At 38.3% G+C, this 13,848-nt stretch carries 12 protein-coding genes; 5 read left to right on the top strand and 7 right to left on the bottom strand.

Annotated features, from left to right (window positions below; all coding sequences use genetic code 11):
• Nucleotides 1-100 precede the first annotated feature (100 nt).
• Both DYI81_RS10280 and cueR read left to right on the top strand, forming a co-directional pair.
• Entirely contained in the window at nt 101-2,587 is a 2,487-nt protein-coding gene (locus DYI81_RS10280; protein WP_087527710.1) for a heavy metal translocating P-type ATPase, read from the top strand.
• A gap of 10 nt (nt 2,588-2,597) precedes the next feature.
• Nucleotides 2,598-3,056, top strand: a complete 459-nt coding sequence (gene cueR, locus DYI81_RS10275; protein WP_087527711.1) for a Cu(I)-responsive transcriptional regulator — start codon at nt 2,598-2,600, stop codon at nt 3,054-3,056.
• A gap of 159 nt (nt 3,057-3,215) precedes the next feature.
• Here cueR and DYI81_RS10270 read toward each other — a convergent pair whose 3' ends face one another.
• The 4 genes from DYI81_RS10270 to DYI81_RS10255 all read right to left on the bottom strand — a co-directional run bounded on the left by DYI81_RS10270 (nt 3,216) and on the right by DYI81_RS10255 (nt 5,637).
• A complete protein-coding gene (locus DYI81_RS10270; protein ID WP_087527712.1) occupies nt 3,216-3,626 on the bottom strand; it encodes a hypothetical protein in 411 nt (136 codons plus the stop codon).
• 633 nt (nt 3,627-4,259) lie between these two features.
• The gene (locus tag DYI81_RS10265; protein WP_087528920.1) at nt 4,260-4,448 is read right to left on the bottom strand and encodes a heavy-metal-associated domain-containing protein; all 189 of its coding nucleotides are present in this window, start codon (nt 4,446-4,448) and stop codon (nt 4,260-4,262) included.
• Between the two features lie 79 nt (nt 4,449-4,527).
• Complete coding sequence (gene fdx / locus DYI81_RS10260; RefSeq protein WP_087528921.1) at nt 4,528-4,866, bottom strand: ISC system 2Fe-2S type ferredoxin; 339 nt, start codon at nt 4,864-4,866, stop codon at nt 4,528-4,530.
• Nucleotides 4,867-4,956: 90 nt separating this feature from the next.
• Entirely contained in the window at nt 4,957-5,637 is a 681-nt protein-coding gene (locus tag DYI81_RS10255) for a DUF305 domain-containing protein (protein ID WP_087528922.1), read from the bottom strand.
• A 417-nt stretch (nt 5,638-6,054) separates the two neighbouring features.
• Here DYI81_RS10255 and DYI81_RS10250 point away from each other — a divergent pair, with 417 nt between their 5' ends.
• Nucleotides 6,055-6,756 carry an IS1 family transposase gene (locus DYI81_RS10250; protein ID WP_087528928.1) on the top strand — a complete coding sequence of 234 codons (702 nt, stop codon included), beginning with the start codon at nt 6,055-6,057 and terminating at the stop codon, nt 6,754-6,756.
• A 121-nt stretch (nt 6,757-6,877) separates the two neighbouring features.
• Here DYI81_RS10250 and DYI81_RS10245 read toward each other — a convergent pair whose 3' ends face one another.
• Together DYI81_RS10245 and DYI81_RS10240 are read right to left on the bottom strand one after the other, a co-directional pair.
• A complete protein-coding gene (locus tag DYI81_RS10245) occupies nt 6,878-7,279 on the bottom strand; it encodes a hypothetical protein (RefSeq protein WP_005028669.1) in 402 nt (133 codons plus the stop codon).
• A gap of 49 nt (nt 7,280-7,328) precedes the next feature.
• Nucleotides 7,329-7,742, bottom strand: coding sequence for a hypothetical protein (locus DYI81_RS10240; protein ID WP_005028668.1), 414 nt, complete (start codon nt 7,740-7,742; stop codon nt 7,329-7,331).
• Nucleotides 7,743-8,008: 266 nt separating this feature from the next.
• Here DYI81_RS10240 and DYI81_RS10235 point away from each other — a divergent pair, with 266 nt between their 5' ends.
• Nucleotides 8,009-11,014, top strand: a complete 3,006-nt coding sequence (locus DYI81_RS10235) for a DotA/TraY family protein (protein WP_005028667.1) — start codon at nt 8,009-8,011, stop codon at nt 11,012-11,014.
• Between the two features lie 61 nt (nt 11,015-11,075).
• Here DYI81_RS10235 and DYI81_RS10230 read toward each other — a convergent pair whose 3' ends face one another.
• On the bottom strand, nt 11,076-11,570 hold the full coding sequence (locus tag DYI81_RS10230; protein ID WP_005028665.1) for a hypothetical protein: 495 nt from the start codon (nt 11,568-11,570) through the stop codon (nt 11,076-11,078).
• Nucleotides 11,571-11,813: 243 nt separating this feature from the next.
• Between DYI81_RS10230 and DYI81_RS10225 the strand changes: the two genes are divergently transcribed.
• Complete coding sequence (locus DYI81_RS10225) at nt 11,814-13,826, top strand: peptidoglycan DD-metalloendopeptidase family protein (protein ID WP_005028664.1); 2,013 nt, start codon at nt 11,814-11,816, stop codon at nt 13,824-13,826.
• The last annotated feature ends 22 nt before the right edge of the window (nt 13,827-13,848 follow it).

Below are 13,848 nucleotides of genomic sequence, written 5' to 3'. Positions count from 1 at the left end.
TATTTAGAAAATATATATGTTTACATATTCTACCCTTGACCTTCCCATAATGGCAAGGTTTATGCTCTTAATAATTGGGTAAGCACTATAGGTATATCTTATGGGAAAGGCAACAGATAAGCTTTCTAATAATATGAAAGTTACATTAAAAATTGAAGGGATGACATGTGCCAGCTGTGTTGGGCGTGTTGAAACAGCACTCAAAAAAGTTGATGGTGTACAGTCTGCCTCGGTCAATCTAGCGACAGAACGTGCAGATATTGTACTTGATCAGCCTGTGGATCGTCAGGTACTGGTTCATGCCATTGAACAATCAGGTTATGACGTGCCCGCAAATAATATTGAATTATCAATTAAAGGCATGACCTGTGCTAGTTGTGTAGGTCGTGTCGAAAAAGCCCTTAAAGCCGTTGCAGGTGTAAAAGAGGCCAATGTCAATCTTGCGACTGAGCGTGCAACGGTCAGTGGTTCAGCAAATGTCGATGACTTGATTACCGCAATTGATAAAGCTGGTTACGATGCCACAGAAATTCAAGCTTCTATTCCTGACCAGACAGAGCTGCTTGAGAAAAAAGATCAAGAACGTGCTGAACTTAAGCGTGATTTGATTCTTGCAACCCTATTGGCTTTGCCTGTATTTATTTTGGAAATGGGATCTCACCTTATCCCTGGTGTTCATCAACTGATTGATCAAACTATTGGGATGCAGAATAGCTGGTATTTACAATTCATCCTGACCACGTTGGTTTTAGTTATTCCAGGACGAAGATTCTATCTAAAAGGTTTGCCTGCATTACTCCGTTTAGCACCTGATATGAACTCGCTGGTTGCGGTTGGTACATTAGCAGCTTACCTATTTTCTATTGTTGCCACATTCATACCCAACATCCTTCCCACAGGAACGGTAAATGTATATTACGAAGCTGCTGCGGTGATTGTGGCATTAATCTTACTGGGTCGTTTTCTTGAAGCAAAAGCCAAAGGGCGAACATCTGAAGCAATCCAGCGTTTAGTCAGCTTACAGGCCAAAACTGCCCATGTTTTACGCGATGGCCAAATGGTAGATATTGCACTAGACCAAGTGGTTGCAGATGACATTATCATTGTGAAACCAGGTGAAAGAATCCCTGTCGATGGTCAAGTCACTGATGGAAAAAGTTTTGTTGATGAATCCATGATTACGGGTGAACCAATCCCTGTTGAGAAAGGCATCGGCAGTGATGTGGTAGGCGGCACCATTAACCAGAATGGCACGTTGACCTTTACCGCTGTGGCGGTGGGTGGCGAAACTATGCTGGCTCAAATCATTCGTTTGGTTGAGCAAGCACAGGGTTCTAAAATGCCGATTCAAGCTGTGGTGGATAAAGTTACCTTATGGTTTGTCCCTGCGGTGATGATTGCCGCAGTACTTACATTCCTAGTCTGGCTTATTTTTGGTCCATCACCAGCCTTAACCTTTGCGTTGGTTAATGCTGTGGCAGTGCTGATCATTGCCTGCCCGTGTGCAATGGGATTAGCGACACCAACCTCAATTATGGTGGGTACAGGTCGTGGTGCAGAGTTAGGAGTGTTGTTCCGTAAAGGTGAAGCCTTACAACTGTTAAAGGATGCCAAAGTTGTTGCAGTCGATAAAACAGGGACATTAACAGAGGGTCATCCCGTACTGACTGACTTTGAAGTGACCCAATTCTTTGAGCGTGATTATGTCCTAGGCATGGTTGCGGCTGTTGAATCCCGTTCTGAACATCCGATTGCTAAAGCAATTGTTGATGCGGCAAAAAGTGAAAACCTGACTTTACCTAAAGTTGATACGTTTGATTCAGTCACAGGCATGGGTGTCTGTGCAACCATCAATGGTAATGAAGAAATCAATATTGGTGCAGACCGTTATATGGTTCAACTTGGTATTGATGTTGCCCCATTTGCTGCCACAGCTCAGCGTCTGGGTGATGAGGGTAAATCACCACTTTATGTTGCTGTCGATGGTGAACTAGCAGGAATTATTGCAGTTGCTGACCCAATCAAAACCACAACGCCAGCAGCGATTAAGGCTCTACACCAATTAGGTCTTAAGGTAGCAATGGTGACGGGTGACAATGCTCGTACTGCTCGGGCAATTGCCAAACAATTGGGTATTGATGAAGTGATTGCTGAAGTTCTACCAGAGGGTAAAGTCAGTGCGGTTAAAGAGCTAAAAGCAAAATACGGCAATATCGCTTTTGTGGGTGATGGGATTAACGATGCACCCGCTTTGGCTGAAGCTGATGTCGGACTTGCGATTGGTACAGGTACAGATGTTGCAATTGAATCTGCCGATGTCGTATTAATGTCAGGAAACTTACAAGGTGTTGCCAATGCGATTGCCTTGTCCAAAGCAACGATTGGTAATATTCACCAGAACTTATTCTGGGCATTTGCCTATAATACTATGTTGATTCCTGTTGCTGCTGGTATATTGTACCCAGCCTATGGAATACTGATGTCCCCAATCTTTGCAGCAGGTGCAATGGCTTTGTCCAGTGTATTTGTGCTCGGCAATGCATTACGTTTACGTCGATTCCAGCCACCATCCGTCAGTCAGGGCTAAGGAGGATATGATGAACATTGGTAAAGTCTCTAAAGCTTCAGGGGTTACCGCAAAGATGATTCGTTATTACGAGCAGATTGGTCTGATTCCCGCTGCGGGACGTAATAATGCAGGATATCGCTCTTACTCAGCAAATGATGTTGAACGTTTAAAGTTTATCAAGCGAAGTCGTGAACTTGGTTTTTCAGTAGCGGAAATATCAGACCTACTTGATTTATGGAATGATCGCAGTAGACAAAGTGCTGATGTCAAACGTCTGGCTCAGGATCACATTGAGAAGCTGGAAGAACGTATCCATGACCTACAGCAAATGGAAAATATCCTCAAGGACTTAATCGACTGTTGTGCTGGTGACAATAGACCTGATTGTCCGATCCTTGAGGGATTGCAAGAACCTAGTAACGAAATAAAAGATGTTCACCATCATAACGATCTGCTTTCTGTTTCGCCTTTAAACCGAAGGAAATAGTAAAAAAACAAGGGTAAACTAATTTACCCTTGTTTTTTATTAATGTTTAGAACATGTTAGGGTTCTAGAATTTACTATATAAAAATATATTGATATATTTTTACTTGAGACATTAAGTTTCTTGAGAATTTTAAATAACTTTTATATATCTGTATTGATTTAACTACTTGACATCTGAGTTTTAATTTTTTGGATTTTTTCATATAACCATATATATTTTTTTAGAATACTTGGAGCAGTATCTGGTTTTAAATAAGGCTCAATAAAGCTCTCAATATGAGCAATAAAGTTAACATAGTTTTCAGGATTGTCCATTTCACCTGCAAATTTTTCTAAATAGTCTACATAATAATGTCCATCATTATCTTTAGTGAGTAAACCCTTGGGTTTAAATGTATAGTTTTTTTCATTTTCTAGATCGTAGATTCTTTCCTGATCATCAGTTGCTCTTACTTCAGCTAACCATTGTTCATAATCAGCCTCAATTTTATCATGTAAAATAATACGAGGAAATTCAGCAACCTTACTTTCAAGCTCGTAGGCTTCTACCATTGCAGGACCAAAAACCATGTTCTCATCATGATAAATTTCGCCTATGGTCAGTGCACCTCGTAATAATATATTGTGTTGCCATACTAGTATAGCTTGCAACCAAATAAGTGGTATCAAAGAAAAAAACAAATTATTGGTTTTGACGTACTGGAAATGAAAAGACAATACAATCTGAAAAAGTAGAGTATTTGACTTGTTGGATTTGATCAGGATGATAGTGTTGTTTCAGTAAATCACCAATTAAATCAAAAGCCTCCTTGATATTATTAATTTTATCTTGATTATTTGGTAGTTCAGTTTCATCAATTATTGCTTTGAAACCTAATATGTCAATAAACGCAACTATGCGTTGTTCATATTATATAATACTCATCAAAAACCCCTTAAAAAATATCTATTTTAACTTAGTTTTACTAAATTGGATAAATTAATAAAGCTTGTTTTTTTGTTAGCGATTCTATAATTATTAGTCATATTTGAAACAGTTGCTATTGTATACACGGAAAAATATGGGACAGCCACAATATAAAATTAATATTAGATAAAATCCATTACAAGAGTAGAGCACTATTGCAAATTAACTACAAGTAGATTTCTTTTACTTTAGTAATAAAGCGACTCCTTTGAGTCGCTTTATTATTTTGTTCACTCTTAGCGAGGAGGAAAACCAGCCTCTGTTAAAGCCTCAACCACTTGTTGCTGTGTTGCAGTTGTTTCAACTTTCACACTGCGACTTGGCGGATCAGTAATTACCTTTGCATTAGCATCAACCGCTTGAATTGCTCTGGTGACACCTCGTGCACAACCACCACAGGTCATACCTTCAACATGAAATTCCATATTTAACTCCACTATTATTCAGAATATATTTAATATAAACCTTATCATTATTGTAAGGTCAAGCATTAATATTAAAGTATCAATGTCCCTCAGAGACATAATTGATAGTGTACTTAGGTATTTCTACCTCCAAGTTTTCATCTTGGACTTTAACTTGGCAAGATAGTCTTGATTCGGCCGTGAGCCCCCAAGCACGGTCCAGTAAGTCCGCCTCTACATCATCCATTTCTTCTAAACTGTCGAACCCTTTTTTCAGGACAATATGGCATGTTGTACATGCACCTGATAAATCGCAGGCATGTTCGATGGGAATGCCATGATCCAATAAACTTCGACATAAATTACTTCCACTTTCAATTTCAAGTTCCGCACCCTGTGGACAAATCTTTTCATGCGGAAGAACTATAATTTTTGGCATATAACATAATCCTCAATTCATTAAATTTATAGATAAAACAAGGGGCTTTTAAAAGCCCCTCATTTAAAAGAACATCGAATAGAGAAGTATCTACTTATGTTTACTTAACCATTCATTCATCATCTTGATTTCTGATTCCTGGGCAGAGGTAACATCTTCAGCAAGCTGACGCACTTCTGGATCAGAACCGTATTGAAGAACTACTTTAGCCATATCAATTGCACCTTGATGATGAGGAATCATGCCTCTCATGAAATCAACATCAGCATTTCCTGTAAATGGAACCATCATATCTGCATGCATTTCATCATTGACCTTAATGTATGCTTGAGTTGATGGGCTATCTTCATTTTTGCTGTCAGAATGATTTTTGTTTTTTGCCAACCATTCATTCATCATCTTGATTTCTGATTCCTGGGCAGAGATAACATCTTCAGCAAGCTGACGCACTTTTGGATCAGAGCCATATTGAAGAACTACTTTTGCCATATCAACCGCACCCTGATGGTGAGGAATCATACCCAACATAAAGTCAGTATCTGCATTTCCCGTGAAATCAATACCCATTCCGCTGTGCATACGAGTATTTACTTCCATATAGGCATTTGTAGATGGATTATCTGTTTTAGCTGAACCATTCATATCATGGTGCATTGAATGGCTTTCATGTTTATTCTCACTCATTGAATTATCCTTTGGAGCGTCAGAAGAGGAACACCCCGCACTAAATACAATCGCACCGACCATTAACATTGGAACAAAGCGTTTCATGGAGCTATCCTCTTACTACAATTATGAAAAAATAATGGGTAATAAGCTCGGAAGTTATTCTTTCCTATCTGGTACATCATTACCCTTGATGTAGTAACTCTATTCTTTCCAATTATGGTAAGGTCAACACCTAATCAAATAAAAAATTAAAATACTTAAAAACAAATACTTAACAACAATTGACTCAGTAGTACGTCACAATAATCAATAGAATTAAATAAATCACCTCCAATCAAAAATAATATTTTTATATAAAAATCAATTTGATATGTTTCTTCATGGTTTCACAATTATTTATTTTACTATTGGATGCACTACAAAAGACTACAAACATTCTCAAACTTTATACTTAAAAAATTGGTGGTGTTTCAAAAAGTATGCTGAAAAAAACAATATGGCTTTTGATAAAATAGAGGTATGAAAATAACGCTACAAATCAAATGTCCTACCTGTCTAAGTAACAATATAAAGAGAAATGGCATCAAAGTAGATGGGAAACAAAACCATCAGTGCAAAGATTGCAAACGTCAATTTATTGGTGATCATGCATTAAGCTATCAAGGGTGTAACTCAGGTATTACCGGCAAGATATTACATTTAATGGTCAGAGGAAGCGGTGTAAGAGATATTGCTGAAGTCGAGCGTATCAGCATTGGCAAGGTATTACGAACCTTAAGTGAATCGATCTATCAGATTCAGCCTAAACAAAGCCACTACGAATGTCTTGAAGTCGATGAACTTTGGACTTTTGTAGGGAATAAGAAAAATAAACAATGGCTTATTTATGCCTACCATCGAGAATCTGGAGAAATTGTTGCTTATGTTTGGGGTAAGCGGGATTTAGCAACGGTTCAACGTCTTAAAGCTAGACTTAAAAAGCTTGGGGTTCAATATGCTCGAATTGCGAGTGATGACTGGGATAGTTTTATCACAGCATTTCAATGTTGCAAGCAAGTGATCGGTAAGTTTTTTACCGTCGGTATTGAAGGTAACAATTGTAGAATTCGTCATCGAATCAGGCGTGGATTTAGGAGAAGTTGCAACTTTTCTAAAAAGCTCGAAAATCATTTTAAAGCCTTTGATTTGACTTTCTTTTACCTTAATAACGGATTTGTTTAACGCCAGCATACTTTTTGAAACACCACCTAGGATCGCTTGGTAAGGCTGTGTTAGCCGGATGCTTACTACGTAGATATAAAAAATGCCCATCATTCGGGCATTTTCTTTTTAATGGTTAGGCTTACCAAGGTCTAGGCTCTGGTGGGCGTGATGTGTATTCATTATCCATATTGTTTTCAGATTCATTGTCTTGGTCCAATTCTGGATCTGTTTGTTTGTAGCGGTTTTGGTAATCTTGCTGCTCAATTAAATCTTCTAGAGCCATTTCTTTAAAGTGACCAACAAGTAATGAACGTGTTTCTTCTTGGTATTCTGGTTCTTGCGCTAATTGACGTCCAATTTCATTCGGTAGTTTATTGTCGTAGATATATTTTAGGTTGGTTCGTTGTGTTTGTAGTGTAGGTTGTGGGTTAAACTCGTCAGTAAGGGAAACTACTTTAGCTTCACTAAAACTAGTGCCACAATTAAAAACGGCTCTGGTCGCGTCTTGAAGTATATCTTCTTCGTTCTGTATGTTTTCCATTTGGCTTAAACCCTTTATTAAAGTCAGAATCTTAAAATTAAGAGATGTATTAAGATACCCAATTATACTTCAATAAATTTTCAATTTGTACCTTTAACGCTTCTTGCTCTAATCTGTCTAAACCTATTGTTGCGATGTTCTCTAAAAACTTGTCTTTATACTCGTTGTAACTTTCTATATCGTCTTTTTTAATGGTTTTGTCTAGATTTAACGTAAGCATGAGGTTTAATACTTTTAATATTTTTAGGTTCTTCCGTTTTTTGAGAACTTCAATAGGATCTAATTCAAAAGTATTTATTTTATCTAGTTTTTCTTTATAAGTTATTGCCATTAAAGGATTTATGCTTTGGTTGAGTATGTAGGATAACTCTAAAACAGTTATATCTTTCCCCATATCTTTAGATACAGATTTCTTAATTTCCGACAGTAAAATTAAGTGAGATGTAAACTTTGCTTTATCCATAATAGTCTCTTGTATTTAAACTAAATCATTAAAACAATTAGCAAGTCATGTTTAAACTTTCTGTATATACCAATAACAGTTTTGTGGTACATTATTGCTAATTTAAAAACCATTGTTATTTGTAATAAAATGGTTTTAATGATTCTTTGGTTAAAAGGTATTAAGCCTTTTAGTTAAACGTCTAACTTGTAATTTATAACACTTTGCTTTTAGTCGTCTTAAGTAAGCGATGTATAAGAAGCATTAAGAAAAACGGTGAGTTAGCTATGAGTTTATTTTGTCAATCGACAAATCCGAATTGTGATGGCGACCAAGCCGTTACTCTTCTCTCATCTATCTTTGGACACGACTTCATCAATGCGTTTATCAATGCGTCTGGACCAGCCTCGACAGTACCATCATCAGGTTTACTCACTAATATATTATTAGGCGGTGTAGCTAGTGTGGCAATGTCGTTGGTTTTGGTTTTTGCGATCGGTATTGGTTTAACAGCACTTTTGAAAAGCGCCCAGGACGGTGAAGCTTTCGGGAAAGATTCAAAAGTCACTACGATGTTTTCCCGAATATTATATTCGATTATTTTACTTTTACCTACGGCGTCCGGCTACTGTTTCATTCAAGTAGTCGTGCTAGGTATGGTGCTATGGTCAAATAATGTATCCAATACAATTAATAATAGAACGTTAGGCGAATCCTTAATGGCTTCGGCTAGTTTGTCAGATACGCACGATCATCAGCGTGACATCTTTGGATTTAGGAAAAATGCGCCTGTTATGCTTCGCCAGTTGCATTGTATTAACGTTCTAAACCAAGAGTTTTATACTCTACCGCCAGCATTCGGGCGCTATTTTAGTGATGGTGCTTATGGGGCGAATGCTAATCCTGGTGTTAGCATGACTGCAGTAGAGAAAAAGCAAAACTACATTGATAAAACCGCTAAAACTGCAAGTAACTGGACATCTGTTACTTATAACTTCGCTTACGCTGACAGCCGTTTAGAAGTTGGGGGCAAAAAAGAGCCGATCTGTGGCGGTGCTTCAATGAACGTTGTTAATCCAGCTGCGGTTAATGCTGAGTTAATGGACATTCCTGTTTATAAACTTCGCCAATCAGATCAAAACAAGATCAACGTTGCTTTGGCAAATGTTCAAGCTAAGTTACAACAAGAAAAGAACAATCTATATCGTCAATTCTTTATCGATTTAGAAAAGTGGTATATCGCATATCAAGTAAGCCCTAATGCCACTGAACAGGAAGGAACATTCCCGATTAGTAAAGCTGCTATGGATGCTTTCAATGCGCTAGTTGATAATTATGTGAATAAGAGTCATACCGTAACGAATAATGTTCTGACTTCTGAAAATGGCTATACTGCGGTTCAAACTGTTGTTAATACGCTAAATCAGCGCGGTTGGATGATGACGCCTGAAGCTCGTATTAAAGTAGGTCAATATCGCGCTATTGTTGAGAAGTATATTACTGAACCTTTGTGGACGTTCAGCCCTCCTACACTGAATTCAGCAATCATGAGCAACTCAAAAGGTGAAGCAATTTATAACACCGTTTATGTTGCAATGGATAATGCTGTTGGTAGCATTACATCCAACAATAATTGGGTGGCAAACGGCGATATTGCCGACTCTACCAACTTAATATCAATGTCTACCGATGGTGGTGACTCAAACAAAGTATCCAACATCGATCAAAAGTTTTCGGCATATGGTTCTGCTTGGGCAACAAACATTACTAAATCATTGGTAATGGGTGTATTGGTCGGTGAAAAAGGCGATGCGGAATTATTAAATAATAATTCGTCAAGCTCAAATATCAGCCCTACTACATTGCACCGCAATACGAATGTTATCCGTAATATTCAAGATACTGGTGAAGCAATCTTAGTCTATAAAGCTGTGGCTCAAGGTACTGTTGTCGGTATGAAATTAGTCGTGCTTACTGCTCGTTCTGGTTCTGCTCTTGTTCAATGGGTACCAGGGCTTAAGGGCGTAACTGAAGAAGGCACCAACGCTTTAGAATATGCCGTTGAAAATATCTTTGCTCCTATCCTTGGTCAGCTAGTAACGTATTTGACGATTCTTGGTGTGTGGATGGCGGTTGTTATTCCATATATGCCAATGATCTTCTTTGGTCTAGCTTGTGTAGGTTGGATCATCCATATCCTATACGCTGTGTGTGGTTTGCCTTTATGGGCGCTAATGCACATGATCCCTGAGCGTACTTTTGTCGGTAGCCAAACACAAGGTTATGTCACGGTATTAACGTTGTTCATGCGACCAATATTTATCATTGTTGGTTTCTGGATGGCTGAAATTATTATCGGGCCAGCTCTTGTTACGCTTACTGATATGTTCTTTAGCTACCAAGGTGCAATGAGCATCGCTTATTCATCTAATACGTTTACAGTTATCTTTACTGAGCTGATTACGTTTATCTGGAAGTTCTTCTTATATCTATTCTTGATGACTTCAGCGATCTACCTGATTTACGGGTTGGTATTTAGTGTTGCTGACCAAGTACAACAATGGATTGGTTCTGGATTGAATGGCGGTCAGTGGGGTGAAACAAACTCAAAAGAAGCTATTCAAAAGTTTGGTGGCGCTGCAAGTACGTTGTCTGGTCCATCTCCAGCATCTCGCCGTCCTTTACCGCCTGGTAGACGTCCTGATGGTGGTAAGGGTGGTCCAAATAATCCGAAAGGTGGTGGTGGTGGCAATGGTGGTACAGGTGGTAATACATTAGGCGGTACTGGTAGTACGACTGCATATAGCCCTGTAAACATGCCAGCTAGATCCGCTTCTTTTGGCGCTGCAACTGGTGGTACAGGTGGTATTACTCCAAGTGGTGTCACTGGTGGTACGGGTGGTAGAACTGGTCTTGGTGCTAAACCAACATCACCTACCCCAAGCCAAGGTCAATCTACATTCGGTATGGGTGCTACAAGTGTAAGTGGTACAAATAATACGCCTACTACTGGTGGTGGTCTATATGGTGCAAATGCTTACGGAAAAACAGCTTCTACGTTTAATCGTGGTGTAGCTAAAGCATCAGCATCTAAGACTGGTTCTACTTTCGGTAGTGTGAATGTTGCAAGTGGTACTGGCTATACGTATGGTACTGGTTCGACTCCTAATGCACGTTTTGGTGCTAGTTCTAGTGCAACCAAGAAATCTAATATTTCTGGCCGTAGCACTATGACTAATCGTGTGCGTTCAGGTTTAAGTTCAACTCTGTCTAAGTTTAAAGGTAAACCTTAAAATCTAGACAATAAAAAATGGTGCTTTATAAGCACCATTTTTTTTATCAAAATATTCATAATTAAAAGTTGATTTTCTGAATGTTGTTTTTGTTTGTAGAGTTAAAAATAAATCTACGAACGCCGATATTAACAAGTTGCTGTTGATCTTTCTCTAGCTGACCAACTGCATGACTGTAAGCACGGTTCAAATTGTTATATGAACGGTTTTGCACAAGTAAGTCAAAGTTGTTGATACGCTCTTCTTCTAACTCAATTTGCTTGTTATTAAGCTCGATGTCTTTTGCTTTCATTTGGGCGCAAACATTGTTGTACTTGTTCGCCAGCTCATTGTGCTTGCTTGTAACGTCATCAATGTGTGCGTTCGCTTCAGTAACCAATTCGTTGTACTGATTTGTAATACCTTTGATTCTGTTTTCTAGCATTTCAATGTGAGCTAACAAGGCATTTTCATTCTTCATGTGTACTTTGTTTTGGATTAAAAAGTCTAATCCCATTGAAGCACGGTCAATCGCTTGGTCGAAAGTAGCGCTTAAAACGTGTGCGTGATTTAACATATTTAGATACCTCACTACTTTTATTAAATTAAAATATTAAAACCATGTAACCTTATTCTTAAACCTATCAATAAGATTAACGCTATATGTATATACTATCTTAAAACAAAACCTAAAAACTTTTTTTAAAGTATAAAATAAGTATTTAATCGTATATACTTAATCCGTCCACTTAGCTATTAGGGACATTTAATAAGAAGTTAATTTATTTTAAGAACTTCCTTTAAGCCTGGCGATTCACTTATGAAATTTAAACCCTCATTTCAATTAAAGCCCTTGAGCTGTGGCATTAAAGTCGCAATTTTAGTGACTTGTTCGGCTTTTATTTATACCGCTAACGCCGATCCTATTTCTGAAAACGTAACCGCTACAAATGCTAATACGGCAAAAGTTCCTAACAACGCTCAAAAAATGATTTTCCATAAATATTCGATCATGCCGAATGATGGGCGCCGTAGTGCTGGTCGTTTTGGTGAATTTCGTTTGCGAGGGGGCGCTGCTGGTAGTCATAACGGTATTGATATTAGTCGTGCGAATCCTAATGACCTTACACTTAAAGCAATTGGTTCAGGTTCTATTGTCTCTTATGACACACGTTCATCTGGTGCAAGCAACCAATCAACCACTAACCCACTAATTATGCAGATGGATACTGGCGATCGAATCATGTATCGCCATACTGATCCATCGTATCAAAAAAAATATAACGCTTACCCTGGTCAACGTATTCAAGCTGGTCAAAACATCGCACACATGTCAAATAAAGGCTGTGGTTCATGTGCCGTGCATTTGCACATTGAATATGGTGTAAAGGCAAAACGTGGGCTAGATGTTTGGCTGAATAAAAACTTAGATCAAGTTTTTAAAAATCCATCCATTGCACTTCAGCAACGCGTTAAAGGATCTGCGCCATATGTGGGTAGTTCTGAATATAAGTTAACAGATCCTACGCCATATTTACCTCAAGACGTTGTGATTAGTGTCTCGCCACAAGGACAAGCATTAGAAAACAAATACACACCGTACTTGGGTAACACCATTAGGACTCAATGGAATGCCTTATATTCATCATCAACAGGAATCACCCTCCCCGTTTCTTCATCGGTAGATGGCATTGCAGTAAAACAAGGCAAAAAGCTTCCAGCACTTGCATTTAGTGGCGATGTTTCGATGGATGCTTATGGATCTGCACAAGTGCAAGTCGCTCAAATGATTGCTGACGGTACTATCTCACCTGAAGCAGCTGCAAGCGGTACCATTTATGCAAATGATGTTGCTCAATATGCACCGCCTAGAACTATTTTTGGTGGTACGGCTGATGATGTGGGTTTTGATATTGGTGCACTTAATTCTACGCCAGCAGAATTAATTGAAAACATTGGTACTGGACGTTATGGCAACTCTAAATGGTTTAATGAATTAGCAACTATGTCGATGATGGGGCTTTTGATTGAAAAGCTAAACATTATCAATGCACAAAACTATTTGACTAAAGAGATCCATAAACAAAATGAACGCTTAGAGGCTCTTTTGGCAGCTTATACAGCGTCAGAAACTCAACGCTATTCTGGCCGTGTAGATGAACTTTATACGAAAGCTGAACAACCAACTGTTATTCCTGAAGTAGCAGTAGTTGAAATGAAACAGCTTTTTGAGGAAGGTGGAAACGGGCAAGTTTATTCAGATGCACAAATCTTAAAAGGTGGACAAGGTACTCCAGATCGTAAATGTGGTTGGGGTATACCAGGTGCTTTTGGTGCGGTTAAAGATGGTATTAAACGTGTTTCTTTAAAACATGGTTATAACCCTAATGACGTTGCAGCTATTCTTGGTTTTGAATCTGCCGGTTTTAATCTTAAAATTGACAACAACGCTGGTGCATATGGTTTAAGTCAATGGACTAAAATTGGTATAACAGATATTAATGCTTCAGATTTAACAGCGAGAGGAATACCAGCTTCAATTAAATCAAACCCTAAGCAAATCACTACACTGAGTGCTCAACAACAAGTCGAATTATTAGATTTATATCTTGCAGTAAAAGCACGACAACGTAAAAGCGACTATAATAATAAAACAATAGCTGGGTTTTATGCTCTAGTTTTAGGTGGACCATATAAAAGCCCTAGTCGTGAATATAATGCGAACAGAAACCTCGATAGAAACCCTCGAGATGGTGTTGTGACTTTAGCTGAAGCCGTTACATTTGAAGGTATTGTTATGCGTTTATGCCCTTACTATTCTGAATACCCTTAATAGAGCAATTAAAGGAAATATT

It is taken from the genome of Acinetobacter sp. SWAC5, from assembly GCF_003419885.1.
Classification (GTDB): Bacteria; Pseudomonadota; Gammaproteobacteria; order Pseudomonadales; family Moraxellaceae; genus Acinetobacter; species Acinetobacter cumulans.
The sequence above is the reverse complement of the archived record's forward strand: the minus strand, read 5'-3'. Positions and strand labels throughout refer to the sequence as shown.